This is a genomic window from Caulobacter flavus (genome assembly GCF_003722335.1).
Classification (GTDB): Bacteria; Pseudomonadota; Alphaproteobacteria; order Caulobacterales; family Caulobacteraceae; genus Caulobacter; species Caulobacter flavus.
In genome coordinates this window covers 1830560-1856197 of the sequence record NZ_CP026100.1, presented here as the reverse complement: position 1 = coordinate 1856197, position 25638 = coordinate 1830560, and the positions used below count along the sequence as shown (strand labels likewise).

General features: G+C 69.0%; 27 protein-coding genes and 1 pseudogene. 13 read left to right on the top strand and 15 right to left on the bottom strand.

All coding sequences use genetic code 11. The features are described from left to right. Positions 1 to 240: 240 nt before the first annotated feature. Entirely contained in the window at positions 241 to 2550 is a 2310-nt protein-coding gene (divL, locus tag C1707_RS08700; RefSeq protein WP_101713923.1) for a cell cycle protein kinase DivL, read from the bottom strand. A 118-nt stretch (positions 2551 to 2668) separates the two neighbouring features. Here divL and C1707_RS08695 point away from each other — a divergent pair, with 118 nt between their 5' ends. From C1707_RS08695 to C1707_RS08675, 5 genes are all read left to right on the top strand, one after another. After that, positions 2669 to 3070: a metallopeptidase family protein gene (locus C1707_RS08695; RefSeq protein ID WP_101713922.1), complete on the top strand. Its 402-nt coding sequence runs from the start codon at positions 2669 to 2671 to the stop codon at positions 3068 to 3070. Further along, the gene (locus C1707_RS08690) at positions 3067 to 3477 is read left to right on the top strand and encodes an SWIM zinc finger family protein (protein WP_101713921.1); all 411 of its coding nucleotides are present in this window, start codon (positions 3067 to 3069) and stop codon (positions 3475 to 3477) included. Before C1707_RS08695 ends, C1707_RS08690 begins: the two co-directional genes overlap by 4 nt. A gap of 263 nt (positions 3478 to 3740) precedes the next feature. Then, positions 3741 to 3932 carry a hypothetical protein gene (locus C1707_RS08685; RefSeq protein WP_240633894.1) on the top strand — a complete coding sequence of 64 codons (192 nt, stop codon included), beginning with the start codon at positions 3741 to 3743 and terminating at the stop codon, positions 3930 to 3932. 25 nt (positions 3933 to 3957) lie between these two features. Continuing rightward, on the top strand, positions 3958 to 4851 hold the full coding sequence (locus C1707_RS08680; protein WP_101713919.1) for a LysR substrate-binding domain-containing protein: 894 nt from the start codon (positions 3958 to 3960) through the stop codon (positions 4849 to 4851). A 34-nt stretch (positions 4852 to 4885) separates the two neighbouring features. Beyond that, entirely contained in the window at positions 4886 to 5371 is a 486-nt protein-coding gene (locus tag C1707_RS08675; RefSeq protein WP_101713918.1) for a tetratricopeptide repeat protein, read from the top strand. A gap of 3 nt (positions 5372 to 5374) precedes the next feature. Here the strand turns inward: C1707_RS08675 and C1707_RS08670 are convergent, their stop codons facing one another. Beyond that, a complete protein-coding gene (locus C1707_RS08670) occupies positions 5375 to 6079 on the bottom strand; it encodes an NAD-dependent deacylase (protein WP_101713917.1) in 705 nt (234 codons plus the stop codon). A 168-nt stretch (positions 6080 to 6247) separates the two neighbouring features. Here C1707_RS08670 and C1707_RS08665 point away from each other — a divergent pair, with 168 nt between their 5' ends. The 6 genes from C1707_RS08665 (at position 6248) to C1707_RS08640 (ending at position 11992) form a co-directional block, all read left to right on the top strand. Continuing rightward, positions 6248 to 7372, top strand: a complete 1125-nt coding sequence (locus C1707_RS08665) for a ferritin-like domain-containing protein (RefSeq protein WP_101713916.1) — start codon at positions 6248 to 6250, stop codon at positions 7370 to 7372. A gap of 155 nt (positions 7373 to 7527) precedes the next feature. Then, a complete protein-coding gene (locus tag C1707_RS08660) occupies positions 7528 to 8067 on the top strand; it encodes a lipocalin family protein (protein ID WP_101713915.1) in 540 nt (179 codons plus the stop codon). A 2-nt stretch (positions 8068 to 8069) separates the two neighbouring features. After that, positions 8070 to 8615 carry a lipocalin family protein gene (locus C1707_RS08655; RefSeq protein ID WP_101713914.1) on the top strand — a complete coding sequence of 182 codons (546 nt, stop codon included), beginning with the start codon at positions 8070 to 8072 and terminating at the stop codon, positions 8613 to 8615. Positions 8616 to 8688: 73 nt separating this feature from the next. Continuing rightward, positions 8689 to 9162 (top strand): DNA repair putative endonuclease MmcB, encoded by a 474-nt coding sequence (gene mmcB, locus C1707_RS08650; protein WP_101713968.1) that lies wholly within the window; start codon positions 8689 to 8691, stop codon positions 9160 to 9162. Positions 9163 to 9415: 253 nt separating this feature from the next. Next, positions 9416 to 9940, top strand: a complete 525-nt coding sequence (locus C1707_RS08645) for a hypothetical protein (RefSeq protein ID WP_101713913.1) — start codon at positions 9416 to 9418, stop codon at positions 9938 to 9940. A 27-nt stretch (positions 9941 to 9967) separates the two neighbouring features. Next, on the top strand, positions 9968 to 11992 hold the full coding sequence (locus C1707_RS08640) for a TonB-dependent receptor plug domain-containing protein (RefSeq protein WP_101713912.1): 2025 nt from the start codon (positions 9968 to 9970) through the stop codon (positions 11990 to 11992). A 258-nt stretch (positions 11993 to 12250) separates the two neighbouring features. Here the strand turns inward: C1707_RS08640 and C1707_RS08635 are convergent, their stop codons facing one another. Both C1707_RS08635 and C1707_RS08630 read right to left on the bottom strand, forming a co-directional pair. Continuing rightward, the gene (locus tag C1707_RS08635) at positions 12251 to 12895 is read right to left on the bottom strand and encodes a hypothetical protein (protein WP_123170737.1); all 645 of its coding nucleotides are present in this window, start codon (positions 12893 to 12895) and stop codon (positions 12251 to 12253) included. Between the two features lie 153 nt (positions 12896 to 13048). Beyond that, positions 13049 to 15232, bottom strand: coding sequence for a 3-hydroxyacyl-CoA dehydrogenase NAD-binding domain-containing protein (locus C1707_RS08630; protein WP_101714420.1), 2184 nt, complete (start codon positions 15230 to 15232; stop codon positions 13049 to 13051). Between the two features lie 29 nt (positions 15233 to 15261). Between C1707_RS08630 and C1707_RS27150 the strand changes: the two are divergent. Then, a pseudogene (locus C1707_RS27150) lies at positions 15262 to 15357 on the top strand (hypothetical protein); the annotation flags it as partial. Between the two features lie 14 nt (positions 15358 to 15371). On the opposite strand, the gene C1707_RS08625 reads toward C1707_RS27150, so the two are convergent. The 6 genes from C1707_RS08625 to C1707_RS08600 form a co-directional block, all read right to left on the bottom strand. Continuing rightward, complete coding sequence (locus C1707_RS08625; RefSeq protein WP_101714419.1) at positions 15372 to 16577, bottom strand: acetyl-CoA C-acetyltransferase; 1206 nt, start codon at positions 16575 to 16577, stop codon at positions 15372 to 15374. Positions 16578 to 16658: 81 nt separating this feature from the next. After that, positions 16659 to 17174, bottom strand: a complete 516-nt coding sequence (locus C1707_RS08620; protein ID WP_101714418.1) for an OsmC family protein — start codon at positions 17172 to 17174, stop codon at positions 16659 to 16661. Between the two features lies 1 nt (position 17175). After that, positions 17176 to 17526 carry a hypothetical protein gene (locus tag C1707_RS08615; RefSeq protein WP_420808250.1) on the bottom strand — a complete coding sequence of 117 codons (351 nt, stop codon included), beginning with the start codon at positions 17524 to 17526 and terminating at the stop codon, positions 17176 to 17178. Next, entirely contained in the window at positions 17526 to 18689 is a 1164-nt protein-coding gene (locus C1707_RS08610; protein ID WP_101714417.1) for an acyl-CoA dehydrogenase family protein, read from the bottom strand. The genes C1707_RS08615 and C1707_RS08610 overlap by 1 nt, the downstream gene beginning before the upstream one ends. 2 nt (positions 18690 to 18691) lie before the next feature. Further along, positions 18692 to 20485 carry an acyl-CoA dehydrogenase C-terminal domain-containing protein gene (locus C1707_RS08605; protein WP_101714416.1) on the bottom strand — a complete coding sequence of 598 codons (1794 nt, stop codon included), beginning with the start codon at positions 20483 to 20485 and terminating at the stop codon, positions 18692 to 18694. A 99-nt stretch (positions 20486 to 20584) separates the two neighbouring features. Further along, complete coding sequence (locus C1707_RS08600) at positions 20585 to 21064, bottom strand: MerR family transcriptional regulator (protein WP_101714415.1); 480 nt, start codon at positions 21062 to 21064, stop codon at positions 20585 to 20587. Between the two features lie 191 nt (positions 21065 to 21255). Between C1707_RS08600 and C1707_RS08595 the strand changes: the two genes are divergently transcribed. Further along, complete coding sequence (locus C1707_RS08595) at positions 21256 to 21879, top strand: S24 family peptidase (protein ID WP_101714414.1); 624 nt, start codon at positions 21256 to 21258, stop codon at positions 21877 to 21879. A 20-nt stretch (positions 21880 to 21899) separates the two neighbouring features. Here C1707_RS08595 and C1707_RS08590 read toward each other — a convergent pair whose 3' ends face one another. The 5 genes from C1707_RS08590 to parS all read right to left on the bottom strand — a co-directional run bounded on the left by C1707_RS08590 (position 21900) and on the right by parS (position 25570). Then, positions 21900 to 22109 (bottom strand): hypothetical protein, encoded by a 210-nt coding sequence (locus tag C1707_RS08590; RefSeq protein ID WP_058348051.1) that lies wholly within the window; start codon positions 22107 to 22109, stop codon positions 21900 to 21902. Between the two features lie 114 nt (positions 22110 to 22223). Next, complete coding sequence (locus C1707_RS08585; RefSeq protein ID WP_276310663.1) at positions 22224 to 22982, bottom strand: APH(3') family aminoglycoside O-phosphotransferase; 759 nt, start codon at positions 22980 to 22982, stop codon at positions 22224 to 22226. Between the two features lie 14 nt (positions 22983 to 22996). Continuing rightward, positions 22997 to 24655: a lysine--tRNA ligase gene (locus C1707_RS08580; RefSeq protein ID WP_101714412.1), complete on the bottom strand. Its 1659-nt coding sequence runs from the start codon at positions 24653 to 24655 to the stop codon at positions 22997 to 22999. A 61-nt stretch (positions 24656 to 24716) separates the two neighbouring features. Beyond that, entirely contained in the window at positions 24717 to 25142 is a 426-nt protein-coding gene (locus C1707_RS08575; RefSeq protein ID WP_101714411.1) for an RES family NAD+ phosphorylase, read from the bottom strand. Next, positions 25139 to 25570: a type II RES/Xre toxin-antitoxin system antitoxin gene (gene parS, locus C1707_RS08570; protein WP_101714428.1), complete on the bottom strand. Its 432-nt coding sequence runs from the start codon at positions 25568 to 25570 to the stop codon at positions 25139 to 25141. Before parS ends, C1707_RS08575 begins: the two co-directional genes overlap by 4 nt. Positions 25571 to 25638 lie beyond the last annotated feature (68 nt).

Sequence of the window (25638 nt, the reverse complement as noted above, 5' to 3'; positions counted from 1 at the left end):
CCGGGAGCCTGGCTCCAGACATGAAAAGGGCCTCCCGAGCGTCTCGGGAGGCCCTTTTTGCTTCTCACCAAGCCCGTCATCCCAGCCGCAGCGCAGCGGAGGGCCGGGACCCAGGGGCCCGCGACGGGCGCCGGCAACATCCTGCGGGTTGCGAACCTGACCGCGGCGCCCGGTCGCCTGGGTCCCGGCTCTTCGCGCTACGCGCTTCGGCCGGGATGACGGTCGAGGTGGCGGGTGACCCTAGAAGCCGAACTCCGGCTGGGCCGCGCCCGGGTGCTGGGTCTCGGGCAGGTGGCAGGTGAAGGTCGAGCCGGCGCCCGGCTCGCTTTCCAGGGCCACCCAGCCGCCGTGCAGCTCGACCAGCGCCTTGACCAGGGCCAGGCCCAGGCCCGGGCCGCCGCGGTCGCGGCCGACGAAGCGGTCGAAGATGTGGGCCTGGACGTGGAAGGGCACGCCCCGGCCGGTGTCCTTGACGTGCAGCTTGACCTCGCCCAGCGCCCGCTGGGCCGAGATCGTCACCTTGCCGCCCGGCGGGGTCTGGCGCAGGGCGTTCTCGACCAGGTGGTCGACGGTCTGGTTCAGGCGCTTGGCGTCGCCGCGGATCAGCCCGACGTCGTCGTCGCAGATCACCTCCAGCGTCACCCCGCCGATCTCGGCGTCCTTGCCGCCACGCTGGAAGGCGCCCTGCAGCAGGTCGACCACGCGGATGTCCTCGATCTCCAGCGCCATCTCGCCGGCGTCGATCTGGGCCATGTCGAGCACGTCGTCGATCGAGCGGGCCAGCTGGGTGGCGGCGGCGCGCACGGCGGCCACGTGGCCCTTGCCGCGCTCGTGCAGGCCCTCGGCGCGCTCGAGCAGCTCCGAATAGCCGATGATCGTCGTCAGCGGCGTGCGCAGCTCGTAGGAGACGTTGCCGACGAAGTCGCGCTTCAGCCGCTCGGCCTCGGCCAGGGCGGCCGAACGGTCGGCCAGGGCGCTTTCCAGGTGGCGGGTGTCGGTGACGTCGGCGAAGGCGATCAGGGTCGCGCCGTCCGGCAGCGGCCGGCTTTGATAGACCACGATGCGGCCGTCCGAGGTGCGCACCTCGCCCGAGGTGGGGGCGCGCATCTGCGGATCCGGATCGGCGACCCGGCCCTTGAGCTCGCGCCAGAAGCTGAGGTCGTGCAGGCGGCGCACGCACAGCTCGACCACGCCCTCGAAGTCGCCGGCGGCCTGCAGGGCCTGGGGCGTGACGTTCCAGAAGCTCTCGAAGGCCTCGTTGTGCAGCCGCAGGCGGCCGTCCGACCCGAACACGGCGACGGCGTCGTTCAGCTTGTCCAGCGTGGCCTGCTGCACCTGGATCAGGGCGTTGTACTGGGCCTTCAGGCGCAGCTCGCCGGTGATGTCGGAATAGAGCAGCAGCATGCCGCCCAGCGGGTGAGGCTGGCGCACCACCTTCAGCGTGCGGCCGTCGGGCAGGTCCCACAGTTCGTCGGCCTGGGGCCCCAGGTCCTCGTAGCGGGCCAGTTCGGCGGCCTTCCACTTGGCGTAGTCGACCGTCTCGGGCAGGCGGCGGCGCTGGCGCAGGCGGTCGAGCACCTCGCCGTGGGTCGGCCGCTCGGCCAGCCACGCCGGCTCCAGGCCCCAGAGGTCGGCGAAGGCGATGTTGTGGAACGACAGGCGGCGGCTGGCGCTGAAGATCGCCACGCCGTCGGCGATGTGGTTGAGGGTCTCGTCGTGGGCGGCGACGTGGTTCTTCAGCGTCTCGCGGACGTCCTCGACCTCGGTGACGTCGGCGCTGAACACGCCGGCCCCGCCGCCGTCCAGCGGCTTGACGGTGAAGCGGAAGGCCCGGCGGCGGCCGTCGATCGGCGTCCAGCGCACGGTCTCGCGGCGCTCGGCCTTGGCGGCGGCCTCGACGGCCAGGGCGTCGACGGCGCGGTCGAAGGTCTTGCCGGCGCGGGCGGCTTCCCCGGCGTTCTCGACGCCCACGGCGCGCAGATAGGCGCCGTTGGCCCAGGTCGGCGCGCCGTCGGCGGCGGCGATCCAGGCGGGCTCGGACAGGCCGTCGACGAAGGCGGCGAAGCGGGCGGCGCTGGGCAGGCCAAGGTCGCCGGTCTGGGCGGCCAGGCGCAGCCAGGCGAGCGCCCCGGCCGCGCGGCCCTCGACGATGACGCGGCCGCCGGGACCGCGCGCCTCGAAGGCGCAGGCCTCGCCGCGCTCGAACAGCGCCTTCAGACGGGCGGCGTGGTCGGGATCGCCGGCGACCAGCGCCTCGACCAGGGCGTCGGGCGTGGCCTCGACGTTCAGCACCTGGGCGCAGGCGTGCAGGCTGTCGTCGCCCGACACCAGGCGGGCCGCGCCGTCCTCGACCGCCACCAGGGCGTTGTCGAAGGCCTCGGCCGAGGCCTGGGCGGCCACCGAGCCGCTTTCGAGGGCGTCGAGGCGCAGCCTCATGCCGGCGATGCGGGCGTCGAAGGCGCGCCGTTGGGCCAGGGCCCACAGCGTGGCGCAGATCGCCAGGCAGACCGCGCCGGCCGTCGCGGCCAGGATCAGATCGAGCGATGTCATCCGGCGTGTCGCTAAGCCCCAGAGGGTAAGGGTCGAATCAGATTTGGCAGCTTAGACCGCGCGTGGCGAGAGCGCGATCAGCCCTTCCCCGCGCGCCGAATGGCGCTATTTCAGGTTCATGACCTGGACCGACCGCCTCGCTCCCTCGCTGGACGATTTCGCCGCCATGGCCAAGGCCGCCTTCGACGGCCTGCCCGAGGCGTTCCGCCGCCTGACCGGCGACGTCGTCTTCCGCGTCGACGACTTCGCCACCGACGAGGTGCTCGACAGCCTGGGCATCGAGGATCCGTTCGAGCTGACCGGCCTCTACCAGGGCGTGGACCTGTCGCGCCGCTCGGTGCTGGACGTCGGCGCGCAGCCCTCGATGGTCTTCCTCTATCGCCGGCCGATCCTGGACGAATGGTGCGAACGCGGCGATGTGGCCCTCGGCGCGCTGATCGAGCACGTGCTGGTCCACGAGATCGGCCATCATTTCGGGCTGTCGGACGACGACATCCACCGCATCGAGGACGAGGCATGAGCCTTTTCGACACCGAGACCTGGCGCGAACGCATGGACGAGCGCTGGTTCGAGAGCGGCGCGGCCATCGCCGAGAAGGGCGACGTCGCCCTGGTGTCGATCGAGGACGACGCCGTGACCGCCCACGTCACCGGCAGCGCCGGCGACCTCTACGTCGTGGAACTGCGCAGCCCCGCCGGCGAGGGCCGCTGCGACTGCCCGGGGTTCGAGAAGTTCGGCGCCTGCAAGCACCAGGCGGCCGTGGTCGTGGCGGCCAACGGCCTGGACGAACCGGGCCTGCAGGCGGTGCGCGATCGAATGTCCAGGCTGCGCGACGGCCTGGCGCTGGACAGCCGCGAGGCCCTGGTCGAGCGACTGGTGGAACTGGCCCGCCGCCACCCCAAGGTGCTCGCGACGCTGGAAGGCTGATCGCCGATACTCAAAAGATATGGATCAATACTTTCCAGATATACCTGGAGTACCGTCCATATTTCGCCTCAAAATTCGCGCAACGGACGGTGCGTAAATACACAATATCCCCCGTCGCGGGAGTTTGCGATTGAATATCACGGATTCTGCGCAATACTTCCCGCAGATTCGTCGGAGGTCGATGCAACACCGCTGACGACTGGCCTGAATGCGCTCGCTCGCCGTGCGCAGTCTTGCCAGCCGCGTTGCGAGAGATTGCGTCAGTGTCCATCCCGCCGCCCAAGGCCAGCAAGCCGGAGAACAAGGCCCTCGTGGTCGCGTTGTCGGTGTTGCAACTGACGGTCGTGGTGCTGGTATGGTTGGCCGCGCTGATCCCGGCGGCGCTGGCGGCCCTGGCCGTGCTCCTCTGGAAAAGCGTCCGCCCGACCGTCCCGGGCAAGTTTCCGCCCGCCTGACCTTCCGCCGAGTCCCGCTCCGTCCATGGAACTGCGCCACGTCCGCTATTTCGTCGCCCTCGCGGAAGAGCTGAACTTCACGCGGGCCGCCGCGCGCCTGGGCATCGGCCAGCCGCCGCTGAGCCAGCAGATCCGCGACCTGGAGACCGAGATCGGCTACCCGCTGTTCCTGCGCCGCCCGCACGGCGCGGAGCTGACCGAGGCCGGCCGCGCCTTCCTGGGCGAGGCGCGCCTGATCCTGGAGCAGGCCGAGCGGGCCAAGGAGGCCGCGCGCCGGGCCGGCGGCGGCCACGTGGGCGCGCTGCGGGTGGGCTTCACCTCGTCGGCCAACTTTCACCCGGCGGTGACCGAGGCCTTCTCCGTGTTCCACTGGAAGTATCCGGACGCCAGCCTGATCGTCGAGGAGAGCCACTCGGCCCGCCTGGCCGAGCGCCTGCTGCATTCCGAACTGGACGCGGCCTTCGTGCGGCCAGGCAATGTCACGCCCGAGGGGCTGGACCTGCTGCCCCTGGGCGAGGAGCCGCTGATCCTGGCCCTGCCGGTCGGCCACCGCCTGGCGGCCCAGGCCCGCGTGCCGGTGGCGGCGCTGCGCGGCGAGCCGTTCGTGATCTTCTCGCAGGGCATCGGCCGCACGTTCCTGGGCCTGATCCGCGAGGCCTGCGCCCAGGAGGGCTTCGAGCCGACCGTCGGCCAGGAGACCCCGCACATCGTGGCGATGATCAACATGGTCGCCGCGGGCCTGGGCGTGGCCATGGCCCCTGGCTCGATCGCCCAGCTGGCCGTGCGCGGCGTGGTCTACCGCCCGCTGGACGGGGCCGTGCCGAAGGTGCCCCTGGCCATCGCCACCCGCGCAGGCGACACCTCGCCCCTGGTGCGCAACTTCCTGTCCCTGATCCCGCCGCCGGTGGTCGAGGACTAGGCCCGCGCCGCACAGCCGTGCCATAGCTTGGCCGATGATCGAGACCGAAGCCCTGCTGCACATCGCCTTCGAGGCCGAGGAGGCCGGCGACTACGCCCGCGCCCGCGAGGGCTACGCGCGCTGCGCCGACCTGGGCGACGTCACCGGCCTGACCAACCTGGCCTACATGCACGACACCGGCCTGGGCGCCCCGCCCGACAAGGACGAGGCGATGCGCCTCTATCGCCGGGCCTGGCGTCGGGCGACCTGCACGGTCTCGGCCAACAACATCGCCATCCTCTATCGCGAGCGCGGCGATCACCGCGCCATGGTCCGCTGGTTCGCGCGCGGCGCGGCGGCCGGCGACGACTCCGCCTGCCTGCAGCTGGCCAAGTGCTACCTGGAAGGCGTCGGCGTGCGCCGCTCGGTCGAGGCCGCCGTGCGCTGCCTGGCGCGGGTGCTGGCGTCGGACACCGTCTACGAGGACGACATCGACCAGGCCGAGGCGCTGATGGAGCCGTTCCGGCCGCGCCTGGCCTGACCTTCAGGCCAGCAGGCCCTCCACCCAGGCCGGCACGACCTCGCCGGCGGGGCCATACAGCCGCTCGTCGAAGGCGCGGGCGTTGTCGGAGGGCGCAAGGTTGATCTCGCAGGTGCGGATCCGCATCCGCCGCGCCTCGGTCACGAAGCCGGCGGCCGGATAGACCGAACCCGAGGTGCCGATGGCGACGAACAGGTCGCTGTCCTCCAGGGCGTCGAAGATCTCGTCCATGAACAGCGGGACCTCGCCGAACCACACCACGTGCGGCCGGGCCATGCCGCCCGCGCCGCAGGCGGCGCACGCCGCCCCGGCGTCCAGCGGGCCAGGATCGGGACGCGTCGCCTCGCAGGCGTGGCAGCGGGTGACGGCCAGCTCGCCGTGCATGTGGACGACATTGGTCGAGCCGGCCTTCTCGTGCAGGTCGTCGACGTTCTGGGTGCACAGGAAGAGCCGCCCGCCCCGCGCCGCCAGCCCGGCCTGCAGCCGCGCCAGGGCGAAGTGGGCCGGGTTGGGCGCGGCGCCCGCCAGGTTGGCGCGACGGGCGTCGTAGAAGGCCCGCACCTTGGCCGGGTCGCGGGCGAAGCCCTCGGGCGTGGCCACCTCCGACAGGTCGTACTGCGTCCATACCCCGCCTTCGTCGCGGAAGGCGCCAAGCCCGCTCTCGGCCGACACCCCGGCGCCGGTCAGCACAAAGACGTTCAACGCCATGGCGAGGTTTCCCATTCTGGTTCAGGCGGCTGCGGCAAAGGTGACGCCGTCGTCATTTTTAATTTGACCGTACCGGAAGTTTGAGTGGACAGTGTTCACTCGACGAGAGGCCCGCGCCAGACGGGCCCTTTTCGAGCAGCCGAGAGGCCTACAGGAGAGGAGCCGACCGTGACGGACAAGAACATCACCAAGGACGCCATGTACGACGCGGTGGCGCCCGACGACTTCGAGTCCATGCTCGAGCTCGACCGGTACGGCAACCGATCGAGCGCCTTCGACAAGATCATCTCGGCCACCCACGACCACTTCTGGGACCCGCTCGACAAGGCCTACATCGATTTCGACGAGCCGTTCGACATGGAGAACCAGCCGCTGGTTCCCGAGGACCTCGTGATCGCCCTGTCGACCGAGTATGTCTCCAACCACCTCTCCGACCCCAAGCAGCGCACCCGCTTCATCAACCAGTCGGTGCTGCGCAGCTTCTCGTCGATCCTGCACGGCGAGCAGGGCGCGCTGAACCTGTCGGCCAGCCTGTGCCACGTGCTGAAAGACCAGGGCGCGCAGGAATACGCCGCCAACCAGACCCGCGAAGAAGCGCGCCACGTCACCGCCTTCGCCAAGTACATCAAGGCCCGCTGGGGCAAGCCGGTCGAGTGCGGCCCGGCGCTCAAGAGCCTGCTGGTCGAGATAATCGCCGCGCCCGAGGTCTACAAGAAGATCATCGGCATGCAGATGCTGGTCGAGGGCCTGGCCATGGGCGCCTTCGCCACCTTCTTCAAGGAAATCCACGATCCGCTCGGCAAGAAGCTGCTGCAGCTGGTGATGACCGACGAGGCCTTCCACCACAAGTTCGGGAAGATCTGGGCCGACCGCACGGTGCCCAAGCTCTCGCCCGAGGAGCACGCCATCATCGAGGACTGGGCGGCCCACTGCTTCCAGACCCTGCTGTTCAACCTGGTCTCGCCGCACCAGCAGCTGGACCTCTATCGCGAGTTCGGCCTGGATCCCGACAAGGTGGTCGAGGAGTACGGGCAGATCATGACCGACGACCTGCGTCGCGAGCACATGAAGGAACAGACCAACATCTTCCGGGTGCTGGTGAAGACCCTGCTCAACGCCGGCATCATCACCGATCGCACCAAGGCCTTCTACGCCATGTACGTCGACCTGGAGGAACTGAAGGCCGAGGGCGACCGGATGGTCGGCGACGACATCGCCGAGGAAGGCATCCGCCACCTGCAGGCCATCAACTTCAAGGACCGGGTCGCCCCGGTCACCATCGCGGCGGAGTAGGGGTTCGCGCCTGAATCCCTCTCTCAAAGAGAGAGGGTTGCGCGCGCGGGAACACCCGCGCCGCGCCTTGCGTTTTGCTCAGCTCGGGGGATGACTAGAGCGGGGCGCGTGCAGCGCTCCCCTGGCGGTCCCCACCCGTAGAGCAAGGTGTCGGCATGCGCGTAAGCCTGATCCTGTCCCTGGCCGCGAGCCTGGCCGCGACGCCGGTCCTGGCGCTTTCCACCGCGGCCCTGGCCGGCGCCCAGCCGCCGTCCAAGCCGGTGGCCGCGGCCTTCTATTCGGGCAAGTGGTACGAGATCGCCCGCACCCCCAATTCGGGCCAACGCAACTGCGAGGCGCCGACCACCGAGTTCACGACCAAGAGCGCCGACAGCTTCTCGGTGCGTCAGGTCTGCCGCCGCGACAGCGCCACCGGCAAGGCCAAGACTTTCAACACCAGCGGCAGGATCGTCGCCGGGTCCGAGAACGCCAAGTTCTCGATGAACTTCCTGGGCGGCCTGAAGAAGCAGGAATACTGGGTGCTCGACCGCGCCGAGGACGAGAGCTGGGCGATCATGGCCACGCCCGGCGGCAACTTCGTCTGGCTGCTGTCGCGCAAGCCGGTGATGGACGAGGCCGCCAAGGCCGCCGCCCTCTCCCGGGTCAAGGCCCTGGGCTACGAGAAGCTGGTCTTCCCGCAGCAGCCGGAGGCGTGAGGGTGCGCGCCGCCAGTCTGGCGATCGCCGGCGCCGCCCTGCTGGCGCTGTCGGCCTGCGCCGGAGCGGGTCCGCCCGGCAATCCGCGGCCGCCCCAGCCGGCCAAGCCGGTGGAGCTGAGCCGGTATCTGGGCCTGTGGTACGAGGCCGCCCGCTACGACTTCCGTTTCGAAAAGGGCTGCGACGGCGTCACCGCCGAGTATTCCCTGCGCCCCGACGGCCTGGTCGAGGTGCGCAACACCTGCCGCAAGGGCGGCCCCGAGGGCATCGAGAAGGTCAGCCTGGGCAAGGCCAAGGTGGTCGACAAGGCCACCGGGGCCAAGCTGAAGGTGTCGTTCTTCGGCCCGTTCTTCCTGGGCGACTACTGGGTGCTGGACCACGCCGACGACTACAGCTGGGCGATCGTCGGCGAGGGCAGCGGCCGCTATCTGTGGCTGCTGACGCGCGACAAGCCGACCCCCGGCCTGACCCAGAACCTCACCGACCGCGCCAAGGCCATGGGCTACGACGTCTCGCGCCTGCGAGTGACCAAGCACGCGCGGGGTTGAGGCGAGCCCTTATCCGCCAAGCGGCGAGGGATCGGGCTTGAAGCGCGAACAAAGATGGAACATGGTGAAAGCCATGGACGTCGTCGTCGACATCACCCTCGCCCCCTCGGCCATGGGCCGCCCCGAGACCACCCTGACGGTCACGCGCGGGGCGGCGCGGCTGCTGGTCGACCTGGGCTATGCGCCGCTGGCCGAGGTGACCCTGCCCAACGGCCGCCGCGCCGACCTGATGGCCCTGGGGCCCAAGGGCGACATCGTCATCGTCGAGGTCAAATCGGGGATCGAGGACTATCGCGTCGACCGCAAGTGGGGCGAGTACGCGCCCTATTGCGACGCCTTCCACTTCGCCGTCGCGCCGCAGTTTCCCGACGGGATCCTGCCGCAGGAGCCGGGCCTGATCGTCGCCGACGGCTTCGGCGGGGCCGTCGTCCGGGCCGCGCCCGTCGCTCCCCTCGCCCCGGCCCGGCGCAAGGCCCTGACCCTGGCCTTCGCCCGCCTGGCGGCCCTGCGCGCGGCCGGCGTCGCCGCCGAACGCCTCTCGATCTAGAAATCCGACGATCCGAAAATAAGTTCGAGACTGCGACATTCTGTCCGAACACAACTCAAGATGATGGCGCGGAAGGCATAGACATTCCGTGCCGCAAGGTCATTTACAGACCTGGAGTTGTCTCAGCGTCGACTACCCGACCAGTGCAAACGTTTGCAGAACACCGTCATTTCAACGGCGTTACGTCTTCTTTACATCCGGCGCGCCATCACCCCGCTCACAAGCCCAACAAAGGGCAGGGGATTTCAACAGAATGTCGAAGAAGAAACCCGTCGTGGCGCTGGCCGCGGCGCTCCTCGCTATCGCGCCGATCAGCGCCCACGCCGACGCCGCCAAGGACGTGCAGGTCGCCGGCCGCGCGCTGACCTTCCTCGAGAACGGCCCCACCGGCAAGGCGGTGCTGGGCGTCGTGTTCGATCCGTCCAAGCCGGCCTCGGTCGCCGAGAAGAACGCCGTCATGGCCGCCATCGGCGGCGGCCTCAACACCGGCGCCCTCAGCCTGACGGCCCGCCCGGTCGAAGCCGGCGCCGTGGGCGGCGTCAGCGGCGTGGCCGCCCTCTACGTCACCACCGGCGTCAACGCCGCCCCGGTGGGCGCGGCCGCCAAGGCCAAGAAGATCATCACCATCGGCTCGGACGCGTCCTGCGCCGCCAGCGGCGCCTGCGTCATGAGCGTGTCGGCCGATCCCAAGGTCGAGATCATCGTCAACCGGGGCGCCGCCGCGGCCGTGGGCGCGGTCTTCAAGTCCGCCTTCCGCATGATGATCCGCGAAGTCTGATCCCGGCCAGCTGAAGAGACCTATCCCATGAAAAAGACTCTCCTGGCCGGCGCTTCCGCGGGCCTCCTCGTCGTCGCCGCCTCGGCCGCTCACGCTCAATCGATCGACTACGGCTCGCTCGAGCAGCTGTTCAACGAGCCGGTCACCACCAGCGCCACCGGCGCCCCGCAGCGCTCGACCGAAGCGCCGGTGGACATGACCATCATCTCGGCCGCCGACATCGAGCGCTCGGGCGCCGTCGACCTGCCGACCATCCTGTCGCGCGTGGCGGGCCTGGACGTCGCGACCCAGGGCGCCGGCGCCGCCGACGTCAGCGTCCGCGGCTACAACCAGGCCATGTCGCCGCGCCTGCTGGTGCTGATCAACGGCCGCCAGGTCTATCTCGACCACTACGGCTACACCGCCTGGGCCACCCTGCCCGTGCAGCTGTCGGAGATCCGCCAGATCGAGGTCGTCAAGGGCCCCAACAGCGCCCTGTTCGGCTTCAACGCCGTCAGCGGCGTGGTCAACATCATCACCGCCAACCCGAAGTTCGACCAGACCGGCGACATCACCGTGCGCGGCGGCTCGGCCCGCTACGGCGAGGTCTCGCTGGCCAAGTCGCTCAAGCTGGGCGAGCGCTTCAGCGCCCGGTTCTCGGCCGGCGCGGCCAAGTCCGACGAGTTCGACAACACCGTCGGCGTGGCCAAGAGCCAGCTGAACGATCCGTCGCGCGTCTCGGCCAACCTCGACACCGTCACCCAGCTGACCGACAAGGCCGAGCTGCGCGTCGAGGGCTCGTACTCGAACGTCCAAGTCAGCGACATGCTGTCCAACTACGCCTACTCGCCCAGCAAGTACCTGACGAGCTCGCTGAAAGGCACGCTGACCGCCGACACCAAGGCCGGCCAGCTGCAGTTCTCGGCCTACCAGAACGACCTGACCGCCAAGCACGTGATCCTGGGCCAGAAGGCGCGCTTCGAGAACAAGATCACGGTCGTCTCGGCCCAGGACCTGTTCAAGATCGGCGCGAAGCACACCATCCGCGTCGGCGGCGAGTACCGCCACAACGAGGTCAACACCGCCCCGATCGGCGGCGCCGAAGTCAGCTACGACGTGCTGTCGGCCTCGGCGATGTGGAACTGGTCGATCACCGACAAGCTCGCCTTCACCGCCGCCGGCCGCTACGACAGCCTGGACCTGTCGCGCGAGGGCGACTTCCCGGCCGGCTCGCCGCCGCTGGGCAACGGCTACTGGGATCGCAAGATCGAGGAGCCGTCGTGGAACCTCGGCCTCGTCTGGCGCGCCACCGGCGTCGACACGTTCAAGGCCAGCGCCGCCCGCGGCGTGCAGGTGCCGACCCTGGTTGACCTGGGCGCCCTGCAGGCCCGCGTCAGTGTCGGTCCCTACACCCTGGGCCTGGCCGGCAACCCGACCCTGGAGCCGGCGATCGTCACCAACTACCAGCTGACCTACGAGCGCGCCCTGCCCGCCCTCAAGGCCCAGGTCAGCGCCAAGGCCTTCGTGCAGAAGACGCAGGACGTGAAGGGCCAGCCGACCTCGGCCCAGATCGACGTCGCGCCGACCCCGGTCAGCCTGCCGGTGCTCAGCTACCGCAACATCGGCGAGAGCAAGATGACCGGCTTCGAACTGGCCGCCTCGGGCGAGCTGGCGGGCGGCTTCCGCTGGAACGCCGACTGGACCCACACCGAGGTCGACGACGAGCCCCTGGCCGGCTTCTCGCCGGTGCTGCGCACCGCCGCCTTCGGCGCCACCACGCCGGAAAATCGCGGCAACGTGGCCCTGGGCTGGACCGGCGGTCCGTGGACGGCCGACGCCTTCGTCACCCTGGTCGGCGACCATCAGGCCTACGCCCTCTACGCCGTCGGCGCCAATCCGCGCCTGGTGGACGTGGACGCCTACGCCGCGATCGGCGGCCGCGTGGCCCGCACCTTCGACGGTGGCGTCACCCTGGCCTTCAGCGGCCAGAACCTCGGCGGCAGCCGCCAGCGCCAGAGCGCTGGCCTGGAGGTCGAGCGCCGCCTGTACCTGAGCGTCAGCAAGCGCTTCTAGGCGCGGGCTTCAGGCAAGAACCGGAAAGGGCGGCTCGCGAGGGCCGCCCTTTTTGTTTGCGAAGGTCCTCCCCCTGAAGGGGGAGGTGTCGGCGGAGCCGACGGAGGGGGAAGTGGCTGATGACTTCCAACCGCCGCGGAGCTGAGAACGTCCCCCTCCGGCCCTTCGGGCCACCTCCCCCCAGAGGGGGAGGATATAGAAGCGTCGAGCCAGATGCTCCCCCTCTGGGGGAGCTGTCGCGGAGCGACTGAGGGGGTCTCACCAGTCGTCCTTTTTCTTCTTCATCAGGGCCAGCAGGCCCGGATACGGCCCCTGCCCCGTGCGATAGAGGCACCACTCGTCGTCCTTCTTGCAGGCGCCGTCGAAGAAGTCCTTCTTGGCCTGGTCGATCACCGCGTACATCGGCGCGTCCTTGGCCTTGATCCCCAGCTTGTCGTCGCAGGCCGCCCGCTCGGCCTTGGTCAGGCGGTAGAGGTCGGCGTGGTTGCAGCCGCCGCCTTCGCGGGCGGCCGTGCGCAAATCATCGCCGCCGGGCGTTGGGGTCCCGCGCGACTTGAAGCCGGGCGGCGCAGCGGCGGCGCGCGGTGCTTGCGGGGCGGCCGGGGCCTGCGGCGCGGGGGCGGCGGCGACCTGGGCCGCAGGCGGCGGCGGAACCACGGCGCGGGCGCGGGGCGCCGGCGGAGCGGACGGGGCCGGCGCCGGCGCGCTGGGGGCCTCGACGCGGGGCGCGGGCGGCGGGGCGGCGTCCACCAGGTCGACGATCAAGGTCTGCTCGACCAGCGGCGGCATCACCTTGATCCCCGCCAGCAGGCCCATGCCCAACAGCACGTGCAGGCCGCTCGCCGCCATCAGGGCGAGGGCGAAGGGCCTTTTCCGGCGAACTGTCGATCGCCTGCCGGCCATCCTCGGATCCTTGCTTCCGGGCGGAACGTCCGGCGGGGCTGGAGGTATCCAGGCGATGGGGCGCGGCGATGGCGGCAATGATGCGGCGGCGCAAAGAAAAAGGCCCGGCGTCGCCGTCGGGCCTCCTCATTTCGCCTGCGGGGCGAAAGCGGCTTAGGCGGCCGCCTTCTCCTTGACGCCGAAGCGGCCGTAGAAGGTCTCGCCCTTGGCGGCCATCTCGCGCAGCAGGGCCGGCGGGGCGAACCGCGAGCCGTAGGCGGCGGCCAGCTGGTCGAGGGTCTCGACGAACTTGGCCACGCCCACGCCGTCGATCAGGCTGATCGGACCGCCGGTCCAGGGCGCGAAGCCCCAGCCCAGGATCGCGCCGACGTCGGCCTCGCGCGGATCGGTGATCACGCCTTCCTCGAAGCAGCGCGCGGCCTCGACGGCCTGGCGGTACAGCAGGCGGGTGCGGATCTGCTCGATCAGCGCCTTGTCGGCGTCCTTGACGGTCACTTCGACGAGGTCCGAGAGGCCCGGCCACAGGGTCTTGGGGCCGTTTTCCGGATAGTCGTAGAAGCCCTTGCCGTTCTTGCGGCCGTAGCGGCCCAGGTCCTCGACCATCTTGGCGATGATCGCGGTGAACGGACGCTCCTCGTACTTGTCGCCGAGGTCCTTCTTCGTCTGGACGGCGATCTTGTGCGACAGGTCCAGCGCGACGTCGTCGTGCATTTCCAGCGGACCGCGCGGCATGCCGGTGGCGCGGCCGACGTTGTCGATGATCGCCGGGGCGATGCCGTCGCTGAGCAGCTCCATGCCTTCCTGCACGAAGGTGCCGAAGCAGCGCGACGTGTAGAAGCCGCGGCTGTCGTTGACGACGATCGGGGTCTTCTTGATCTTCAGGACGTAGTCGATCGACTTGGCCAGGGCTTCCTGGCTGGTCTGGTCGCCCATGATGATCTCGACCAGGCCCATCTTGTCGACCGGCGAGAAGAAGTGGATGCCGATGAACGAGGCCGGGCGCACCGAGGCTTCGGCCAGGCCCGAGATCGGCAGGGTCGAGGTGTTCGAGCCGAAGATGGCCGTGTCGGCCAGCTGGGCCTCGGCCTTCTTGGTCACGTCGGCCTTGACCTCACGGTTCTCGAACACGGCCTCGATGACCAGGTCCGAACCCTTGACGTTGTCATAGTCGGCGGTCGGATGGATGAGGGCCAGGATGGCCTCGCCCTTCTCGGCCGTCAGCTTCCCGCGCGAGACGGCCTTCTTGACCAGGCCCTCGGCGTAGCCCTTGCCCTTGTCGGCGGCTTCCTGCGACTGGTCGATCAGGACGGTCTCGATGCCGGCCATGGCCTGCACGTAGGCGATGCCCGCGCCCATCATGCCGGCGCCGAGGACGGCGACCTTCTTGACGTCGTAGTGCGGCACGCCGGCCGGACGGCCAGCGCCCTTGCCCAGTTCCTGCAAGCTGAGGAACAGGGTGCGGATCATGCCCTTGGCCTGGGGCGTCATCAGCGTCTTGAGGAAGTAGCGGGTCTCGATGCGGATGGCCGCGTCGAACGGAACCTGCAGGCCCTCGTAGACGGCCTTCATGATGTTCTGCTGGGCCGGATAGTTGCCGTAGGTGTTCTTGCGCAGCATGGCGTTGCCCATGATGAACACCTGGGCGCCGGTCGGGGTGTAGGGGCCGCCGCCGGGGATCTTGAAGTCCTTCTTGTCCCACGGAGCGACCGGGTCGCCCTTGGTCTTGATCCAGGTCTTGGCGGCTTCCACTTCCTGGCCGGCCGGCACGACCTCATGCACGACCTTGAAGCCGAGCGCCTCGGCCGGCTTCATCGACTTGCCTTCGAGCAGGTACGGGGCCGCGGCCATCACGCCCATCAGGCGCGTCAGGCGCTGGGTGCCGCCGCCGCCCGGCAGCAGGCCGACCTTGGCTTCCGGCAGGCCCAGCTGCAGCTTCGGCAGGTCGGCGACCACGCGATAGTGCGTAGCCAGCACGAATTCCAGGCCGCCGCCCAGCGCCAGACCGTTGATCGCCGCGGCGATCGGCTTGCCGCCGGTTTCCAGCGCGCGGAAGGCCTTGTTCAGCGCGAAGCCGGCGTCGAACGCCGCCTGCAGGTCACCACCGCCCAGGCCGCCCTCGCCGCCCAGTTCGCCCAGGTCCGCGCCGGCGCAGAAGCCGGTGGTCTTGCCCGAGGTGATGACCGCGCCCTTGATGGCCTCGTCGGTCTTGATGCGCTCGACCAGCTCGCCGATTTCCTTAATCACCGAGGCGGTCAGGGTGTTCATCGAACGGCCGGGGACGTCGAAGGTGACCAGGGCGATGCCGTCGCCGTCGACCTCGATCTTGAAGTTTTCCATGTGGACTAGTCCTTCAGAATTTGGGTCGTCATTCCGGCCGTAGCGAAGCGGAGAGCCGGGACCCAGGTGAACCGCAGTGCGCCGGCCCCTGGGTCCCGGATCGGCCTACGGCCGTCCGGGATGACGATCTGTGCTTGGATCAGACGCGTTCGATGACCGTGGCGGTGCCCATGCCGGCGCCGACGCACAGGGTGATCAGGGCGGTTTCCTTGTCCGAGCGTTCCAGCTCGTCGACCATGGTGCCCAGGATCATCGCGCCGGTGGCGCCCAGCGGGTGGCCCATGGCGATGGCGCCGCCGTTGACGTTCATCTTCTCGTGCGGGATGTCGAGCGCCTGCATCATGCGCAGGACGACGGCCGCGAAGGCCTCGTTCAGCTCGTAGAGGTCGATGTCGCCGACTTCCATGCCGAGCTTCTTGAGCAGCTTCTCGGTGACCAGCGAGGGGCCGGTCAGCATGATCGACGGCTCCGAACCGATCGAGGCCATGCCCTTGATGCGGGCGCGGGCCTTGAGGCCCAGCGCGTCGCCCATTTCCTTGGTGCCGATCAGCACGCCGGCGGCGCCGTCGACGATGCCCGAGCTGTTGCCGGCGTGGTGCACGTGGCTCATGCGCTCGACCTGCGGGTAGCGCTGGGTGGCGACCGCGTCGAAGGCCATCTCGCCCATGCCCGTGAACGACGGGTTCAGCGAGGCCAGGGTCTGCATGGTGGTGGCGCCGCGGACGGTCTCGTCGTGGCTCAGGATGTTGAGGCCCAGCTGGTCCTTCACCGGCACCACCGACTTGGCGAAGCGGTTCTCGGCCCACGACTGGGCGGCGCGACGCTGGCTCTCGACGGCGTAGGCGTCGACGTCGTCACGGCTGAAGCCGTACAGGGTGGCGATCAGGTCGGCCGACACGCCCTGCGGCATGAAGTAGGTCTTGAAGGCGCTCGACGGATCGGTCGGCCAGGCGCCGCCGTCGCTGCCCATCGGCACGCGGCTCATGCTCTCGACGCCGCCGCCGATGGCGAGGTCGGCTTCACCCGACATGACCTTGGCCGCGGCCATGTTCACGGCTTCCAGGCCCGAGGCGCAGAAGCGGTTGATCTGCACGCCGGCGACGCTCTCGGCGTATTCGGCGGTCAGCACGGCCGTGCGGGCGATGTCGCTGCCTTGCTCGCCGACCGGGGCCACGCAGCCCAGGACGACGTCGTCGACCTTGGAGGTGTCCAGGTTGTTGCGGTCGCGGATGGCTTCCAGGACCTGGCTGGCCAGCGACAGGGCGGTGATCTCGTGCAGAGAGCCGTCCTTCTTGCCCTTGCCGCGCGGGGTGCGCACGGCGTCGAAGATGTAAGCGTCGGCCATTGAATGGCTCCTTCCTGCGATCTTTTAAGTGTTCTGTCCCAAAGCGCGATCGCGCTCTAGAATTTTGTTTTCAAAGCCTTTTCACCCACTTCCAATGCGAGCATTTGAAGTGGAAAGGCTTTGCCGGGATTCTTGGACCGCCGGCTCGACCCGGACGTTCGTCCGAACCGAATTGGCGATGAAACAGGCGTGGTGGGCGGCCTCGTGCAGGGCCGCCAGCTTGGCTTCGTCGGGCGCGTCGCCCTCGAAGACGATGTCGGGGCGAAGGGCGACATGGCTAACCCAGTGGGCGCCATGCTCGTTCCTGGTCATCGTGCCCTCGGCCCTGTCGCGATAGACGCTGATGAAGAAGCCGGCGCGGCGGGCCAGGTCGAGGAAGGTCAGCATGTGGCAGGACGACAGCGCCGCCACGAACATCTCCTCGGGATCGACGCCCGCCGGGTCCGACCAGGGCAGCGGCACCACCGACGGCGAGGCCGAGCCGAGCGCCGTGACCCCGCCGTCGAACGACAGGGTATGGGCGCGGCTGTAGCGGCCCCTGGCGAAGTCCGCCCCGGGCTCGAGCTTCCAGTCGACGATGGCGACGTGGGTGGACATCCTACTTCTTCCAGGTCCCGATCGGCGACTTGTGGATCGGGGCGCACGACAGGCCCCGCGCGGTGGCCTTGGCCGAATAGACGACGCGCTGGCCGAACTCCGGCGCGGGCAGGCGGCACGGCGTGAAGCCCGGCGTGTTCACCGTCAGCGTCCAGGTGGCGATCTTCGAGCGCAGCAGGTTGTTGCACTGCTCGACGCCGGCCTTGAGCGGCAGGTCGAAGGCGCCGGGCTGGGGGCGCTTGCCCTCCAGCTTGCCGGAGAACTGCAGCGGGCGGCGGCCCTCGGCCTTGATGCAGACCACGGCCGAGCGGGCCGTGTCGTTGGGCGGGGGCGGAGCGTCGGCGAACATCATCAGAGCGTCCTCGCGATCAGCAGCTTCATGATCTCGTTGGTGCCGCCGTAGATGCGCTGGACGCGGCTGTCCTTGTACATCCGGGCGATCGGGTACTCGTTCATGAAGCCGTAGCCGCCGAACAGCTGCAGGCAGCGGTCGACGATCTTGTTCTCCAGGTCGGTCACCCAGTACTTGGCCATCGAGGCCGTCGAGGCGTCGAGGTCGCCCTTCAGGTGGCGCTCGATGCAGTGGTTGACGAACACCTTGGCGACGGTCGCCTCGGTCTTGCACTCGGCCAGCACGAACTGGGTGTTCTGGAAGGCGATGATCGGCTTGCCGAACGCCTGGCGCTCCTTGACGTAGGCGATGGTCAGCTCCAGCGCCCGCTCGATGGTGGCCATCCCCTGCACGGCGATGTTCAGCCGCTCCTGCGGCAGTTGGGCCATCAGCTGGAAGAAGCCCTGGCCCTCCTCGGTCCCGAGCAGGTTCTCGGTCGGGATCTTCACGTCGTTGAAGAACAGCTCGGACGTGTCCTGGGCCTCGTGGCCCAGCTTGTCGAGGTTGCGCCCGCGCTCGAAGCCTTCGGCCCCGTCGGTCTCGACCACGACGAGGCTCGTGCCCCGCGCGCCGCCGGCCGGATCGGTCTTGGCGACGACGATGATCAGATTGGCCGTCTGGCCGTTGGTGATGAAGGTCTTCGAGCCGTTGACGACGTACTGGTTGCCGACCTTCTTGGCGCTGGTCTTGACGCCCTGCAGGTCGGAGCCCGCGCCCGGCTCGGTCATGGCGATCGCGCCGACCAGTTCGCCGGTCGACAGGCGCGGCAACCACCGCTGCTTCTGCTCCTCGGTGCCGTAGTGGAAGATGTACGGCATGACGATGGCGTTGTGCAGGCTGGCGCCGAAGCCGTCGACGCCCTTCTTGCCCAGCTGCTCCATCAAGACGACCTCGTGGCGATAGTCGCCGCCGGAGCCGCCGTATTCCTCGGGCGTGGAGAGGCCGAGCAGACCGGCCTCCCCCGCCTTGTTCCACATCGCGCGATCGACGCAGTGGTTCTTGCGCCAGGTCGCCACGACGTTTTCAGGCGCGTGCTCGTCGAAGAACTTGCCCACCGCGTCCTCGAAGATCGCGATGTCTTCTTCGGCCATGAAGGCGGGTTTTGCGACGTCGAGCACGCTCATGATCAGAAGGCCTCCGCGGGCAGCGCCATCAGGGTCGCCGAACCGGTCTTCAGTTTGGCCAGATGCGCCCCTGCGTCAGGCAAGACCCGCTCGATGAAATAACGGGCCGTGGCGACCTTGGTCGTGAAGAACGGGTCGGTGGAGCCTTCGGCGATCTTGGCGTTGGCCGCCTTGACCATCAGGGCCCACATGTAGGCCAGGCCCGTCAGGCCGAAGAGGTGCATGTAGTCGGTCGAGGCCGCGCCGGCGTTGTCGGGGTTCTGCAGGCCGTTCTGCATCAGCCACATGGTGCCGTCCTGCAGCTGGGCCTTGGTCGCCGCCAGGGCGTCGATGAACGGCTTCAGCTCGGCGTCGCCGTCGTTCTCGCCGACGAACTGGTCGATCTCCTGGAAGAAGGTCATCACGCCGCGGCCGCCCTTGGCCGCCAGCTTGCGGCCGACCAGGTCGAGGGCCTGCACGCCGTTGGTGCCTTCGTAGATCAGGGCGATGCGGCAGTCGCGCAGGTACTGGCTGACCGGGAAGTGCTCGGTGAAGCCCGAGCCGCCGTGCACCTGCACCGCGTTCGAGCAGACCTGGAAGCCGCGGTCGGTCAGGTAGCCCTTCAGGACCGGCGTCAGCAGGCCCATGTAGTCCTCGGCCTTGGTGCGCACCGCCTCGTCGGGGTGGGCGTGGGCCAGGTCGCCGTGCAGGGCGGTCCAGAACAGGAAGGCGCGGCCGCCTTCGATGATGGCCTTGTTCTCCAGCAGCAGGCGGCGCACGTCCGGGTGGACGATGATCGGGTCGGCCGGCCCGTCGGCGTTCTTCGGGCCCGTCAGCGAACGGCCCTGCAGGCGGTCCTTGGCGAAGGCGACGGCGGCCTGGTTGGCGGCTTCGGCCTGGGCGACGCCCTGCAGGCCGACGCCCAGGCGGGCCTCGTTCATCATCACGAACATCAGCTTCAGGCCGCTGTTCTCTTCACCGATCAGATAGCCCTCGGCGTCGTCGTACTGCATGACGCAGGTGGCGTTGCCGTGGATGCCCATCTTCTCTTCGAGGCCCACGCACTTGGCGCCCTCGTTGCGCGCGCCCACCGAGCCGTCGGCGTTCGGGAAGAACTTCGGCACGATGAACAGGCTGATGCCCTTCACGCCGGCCGGGGCGCCCTCGATGCGGGCCAGCACCAGGTGGACGATGTTGTCCGACATGTCGTGCTCGCCGGCGCTGATCCAGATCTTCTGGCCAGTGATCTTGTAGCTGCCGTCGGCCTGCGGGACGGCCTTGGTGCGCAGCAGACCCAGGTCCGTGCCGCAGTGCGGCTCGGTCAGGTTCATGGTGCCGGTCCACTCGCCCGTGATCATCTTGGGCAGGTAGGTCTGCTTCTGGTCGTCGGTGCCGCCGGTGTGGATGGCCGAATAGGCGCCGTGCGCCAGGCCCGGATACATCGAGAAGGCCATGTTGGCGCTGCTCGACATTTCCGAGAACGACAGGTTCACGACGTGCGGCAGGCCCTGGCCGCCGTAGGCCGGATCCGAGCCGAGGCCGGTCCAGCCGCCCTCGCACAGGGCCTTGTAGGCTTCCTTGAAGCCCGGCGGGGTGGTGACGGTGTTGGTGACCGGGTCCAGCTTGCAGCCGGTCTTGTCGCCGACGCTGTTGAGCGGGGCCAGGACTTCGCCGGTGAACTGGGCCGCGCCCTCGACGATCTGCTCGACGACGTCGATCGAGGCGTCGGCGAAGGCCGGCAGATTGCCGTACTGCTCGATGTCGAGCACGTCGCGCAGCAGGAACATGTGATCGCGAACGGGCGGCTGATAGGTCATTTAAGGCAGTCCTGATGGTCGGATCGGGGAGGTGGAACCAAGGCCCGCCCGCCCCGCCGGTCTTGGCGGAAACAGGCGCGGCCTTGAGTGTTTCTGGCCTTACTTACCCAGCGCCATTTCGGCGCCGTCGAGGCGGGCGCGCAGCAGCTGCTCGTAGTCGGCCGAGCGCGGCAGCAGGTCGGGGCGGATCTCGGCCAGGCGCTTCTCGAGGCGATCGCAGGCCTCGCGCAGCTCGATCAGGGCGCCGTCGATGTCGTCGCGCTGCTGCTCCAGAGCGGTGGCGCGCTCGCGGAACTTCTTCAGCGACCGGGCCATCTGGGCCGCGCCGTCGTCGTTCTCGTCATAGAGGTCGAGCAGCTCGCGGATTTCCGACAGCGACAGGCCCACGCGCTTGCCGCGCAGGATCAGCTGCAGGCGGACACGGTCCTTGTGGGAATAGACGCGGTTGAGGCCCTCACGGGCCGGCGTCAGCAGGCCCTTGTCCTCGTAGAAGCGCAGCGCCCGGGGCGTGGCCTTGAATTCGTTGCACAGCTGACGGATCGAGAACGTGCGCTCGGGACGTCGAAGATCGGCTGCCATCGGTACCCTCCCAGGGTGCGGCCGGCCTTCCGGGCCGGGTCATTGGTTATCGCTGTTCACGCTAGACCGGACCTTGCGGAACGTCAACGCTTACGTAAACGTCAACCTTGACCTTGGGGCATAGGTTTACATTCCTATGGCGCGGGCTTAATTTCCTTGCGGTCCCGTCACTTGGACGTGTGGAGGACCCGATGCTCTCGCACGCCGAACTGTGGACCGCGATCGACGCCCTGGCCAAGCGGTTCGACATGAGCCCTTCGGCGATGGCCAAGCTGGCGGGCCTGGATCCCACCGCCTTCAACCGCTCCAAGCGTGGCGATGTCGATACGCGGCCGCGCTGGCCCTCGACCGAGAGCCTGGCCAAGGTGCTGGAAGCCACGGGCGTGGGCTTTTCGGAATTCGCGGCCCTGACCGAGAGCGTTCAGGGACGGCGGGCGGGCATCCCGCTGATCGGCCAGGCCCGCGCCGCGCCGGGCCTGTTCGACGAGGCGGGCGCACCGCGCGGGGCGGGCTGGGAGGAGATGGAGCTTCCGGGGCCGCGCGAGGACGGGCTCTACGCCATCGAGGTCGGGGGCGACGCCCTGGCGCCGGTCTATCGCGACGGTGACCGGCTTCTGGTCTCGGCGACGGCCGAGCCCCGGCGCGGCGACCGGGTGGTGGTGATGACCACCAGCGGCGAGGTGCTGATCATGGAGCTGGGCCGGCTGACGGCCCGGACGATCGAGCTGACCTCGGTCCTGCGCGACGGCGACGACCGCACGCTGGACCGCATGACGGTGGCCTGGGTCGCCTGCGTGCAGTGGGTCAGCCAGTAGCGGCCGGACCCAAGCTAACCCTACGTGCGCGGGCAGTCGGCGTGGTGGCCGTTGAGCCAGTCGCGCAGGGCGGCCGCGCGGGGATCCTCGCACGACACGTCGACCCGGTAGGAGGCCCAGGTGTCGTTGTGGGCGGCCTCGATGCGGGCGCCGGGGAACTGCGAGGCGATGCCGCCGATCAGGGAGTCGAATTCCGAACGATCGTGCGGGCGAAGGGTGAAGGAAGCCATCGGACTATTCCTGGTTCTGATGGTTCCCAGGCTAGACTCCGAAGTTCGCACAAACCCTTAATTCGAAATTCAGATCCCGTTCATGAAACGAGGCACGGTGTCGCAGGGCCAAGCTCAGAAGAATTCGTCCAGCAGCAGGTGAAAGCCTTCCCTGGCTTGATCTTGCGGCGCGCCGTATGCCGCCAGGAACAGATCGGCCAGCCCGTCTTCGAATTCCGAAAGTGAACGGCGCATCAGCGCCAGATCCTGCCAGCGATCGGCGACACCCAGGCGGCCGACGTCGATGAAGCCGGTCGGACGACCGCCCTCGACCAGGATGTTGTCCAGCGTGCAATCGCCGTGCGCGACCACGAGGTCGGGGGCCGTCGGGACGCTGGCGCGCAGTTGCGCCAACAGGTCCTCGGGATCGGCGCCGGCCCGCTCGTCGTCGAAGTCGTCGGCGTCAACCAGGCCGGCGGCCAGGCGGCGGGCGGCCTCCTCGACGCGTAAGGCCGGCGCGGCATCGAACGGGCAGTCGGCGATCGGCAGGGCGTGCAGCATCGCCAGCATCCGCCCCAGCTCGGCGGCCAGCGCCATAGCGCTCTCCGAATGCGCCTCCTCAAGCCAATCGTATGCGCTGACGCCTGGCGCGGCCGTGGTCAGCATGCGGACCTCGCCGTCCTGTTCGGCGAGCGCCAGCACCACCGGAACCGGCGCGCGGCCGGCCAGCCAGGCCAAGCGCTGGGCCTCAGCCCGGATATCGGGCGCCACCGCGTCCCGTCCGGATTTCAGGAAAAGGGTAGGCCGGCCCGGCGCGGCCAGGCGAAGGACGGTCGCGCCGCCCTCCCCCGCCGTCGCCGGGATCGCCTCGTAGCCCCGGATCAGGGCCGCCAGATCGCCGGGCTGGCTCAGCCCAGCTTCTCTTCGATCAGGGCGATCGTGCGGTCGACGCCGAAGATCGCCGCGAACGAGCCGAAGCGCGGGCCCTGGCTCTGGCCCAGCAGCACTTCGTACAGGGCCTGGAACCAGGCGCGCAGCGGATCGAAGCCGTGGGTCTTACCGACCTCGAACACCTCGTTCTGGATCAGCTCGGCGTCCTGCGTGCCGGCCGGCATGGCCTTCAGCTTGGCCAGCAGATCCAGGATCGCGGCGCGCTCCACGTCGGTCGGTGCGCGGAAGGTCTTCGTCGGTTTGACGAAGTCCTCGTAGTAATTGATCGCATAGCCGGCCAGGCGGTCCAGCAGCGGCTGGGTTTCCGCCGAAGCGCCCGGGATGTAGCGCGACAGGAAGCCCCAGAGGATCTCCTTGGTCGAGGCGTCGGCGGCCGACACCAGGTTCAGCATCAGGCTAAACGACACCGGCGAGCCCTGCTCCGGCGGCTTGCCGGCGTGGATGTGCCAGACCGGGTTGTCGAGCTGCTTGGCCGGCTCCTGACGGCCGAAGGCGTCCAGTTGCTGCAGATACTCGTCCGTCGCCTTGGGGATGACGTCGAAATACAGCTTCTTGGCCGACTTGGGGCTCTGGAACATGTAGTACGACAGGCTTTCCGGCGCGCCGTAGCGCAGCCAGTCCTCCATCGACAGGCCGTTGCCCTTGGACTTGGAGATCTTCTGGTTGTTCTCGTCCAGGAAGAGCTCGTAATTGAAGCCTTCAGGCGGCACGCCGCCCAGCGCCTTGCAGATGGCGCTGGAGGCCTTGACCGAGTCGATCAGGTCCTTGCCCGACATCTCGTAGTCGACGCCCAGGGCGGTCCAGCGCATGGCCCAGTCGGGCTTCCACTGCATCTTCACGTGGCCGCCGGTGACCGGGACCTCGACCTTGGAGCCGTCCTCGTCCTCGAAGACGATCGTGCCCTTCTCGACGTTGCGCTCCAGGGTCGGGACCTGCAGCACCTTGCCGGTGCTGGGGCTGACCGGCAGGAACGGCGAATAGGTGGCGCGGCGCTCCTCGCCGAGCGTCGGCAGCATGACCTTCTGGATGGCGTCGAATCGGGCCAGCGCCGTCAGCAGGGTCTCGTCGAACAGACCGCCCTTGTAGCACTCGGTCGAGCTGACGAACTCGTACTCGAAGCCGAAGCCGTCGAGGAAGGCGCGCAGGCGGGCGTTGTTGTGGGCGCCGAAGCTGTCGTGGGTGCCGAACGGGTCGCGGACGACCGTCAGCGGCTTGCCCAGGTCCTCGATCAGCGGCTGCTTGTTCTCGATGTTGTCCGGCACCTTGCGCAGGCCGTCCATGTCGTCGCTGAAGGCGATCAGGCGCGTGGGGATGTGGTCGTCGACCAGCGCGCGGAAGGCCTGACGCACCATGGTCGTGCGCGCCACTTCGCCGAAGGTGCCCAGGTGCGGCAGGCCGGACGGACCATAGCCGGTCTCGAAGATCACGGCCTTCGACAGGGCCGGATAGGCTTTCACCGCCTCGTCGGTCTTGCCGGCGTCGATCAGGGCCTTGGCGGCCTCCTGGTCGGCGCGGTCGGGAAGACGCACGCGCAGGACGCGGGCGATGGTGGCGCGCGCCTGCTCGAACGGCCAGGAGCGGGCTTCGCGGGCGAGGGGGGAGAGGCCTTCAAACATGGCCGCGCGTATAAACCGTGCGGCGGGATGAGGCTAGGGCGTGGCGGTCACAGAGCGCCCGTCAGAGCAGGCGCGGATCGAACCGGAACGGCTCGTCGCGCTCGACCCGCACGCTAGCAAAGGCGGGATGGCGCGGATTGAGCAGCGTGTTGATCTCTTGCGGCACCACTTGGCTGGGCACGCGTAGGCCCAGCGCCTGCCCGGCTGCCAGGAAGGCGTCGCCGACCGATGCGCTGTCGGCCGGAACGGCGTCCAGCACGATGAACGGCGCATCGTCCGGCACGTGGATCGACAGCAGGCGATAGTCCGGCGGCATCAGGTCGGGCGGCAGGTCCAGATGTACCAGCACCTCCAGCACGGCCAGGCTGGGGCTGGCGGCGGTGTAGAGCATCGGCCGTCCGGGCGAATTCCAGCGCCCGCCGTAGAGCCGCGCGCCCTCCCCGTCCAGGCCGACATGGGCGGCCGTGGCGATGCGGTGGACGATCAAGCCGCCAAGCCGTGTGCGATCTGACCAAGCAGCCGCTCAACGCCCTGGGCGCCGAGGTCGGTGTCGGCCATCGAGATCGGCGCCTGGCCTTCCAGCACCCGGTTGGGCCGCTCCAGCCAGCGCCAGGCGCGTTCCTGGTCGCCCAGCACGTCCTCGGCCGCGGCCACCATGCGGGCGATCCGCACCATCCGGTCGGACTCGGCCGGATCCAGCGGCTGGTCGGCGTCGCGGCGACGGTTGAAGGTCCGCCTCGGCATGACATAGGGCTCGATCGCCGAGAACGGCTGCTGGGTGGCCGCCAGAAAGCCGTCGACCGACGCGACCGGCAGGCCGCGGCGGACCAGCCGGACGACGTCGAACTCGGTAGCCAGCGGCCCGGTGACCGCCTCGCCGCCCAGCAGTTCCTGGATTTTCAAGACCGGAGCCACGCGATCCAAGCCAAACGCCGCCCAATCAGCGGCATTTTGAGTATAAACCCGATAGGCGCTGTGGACAA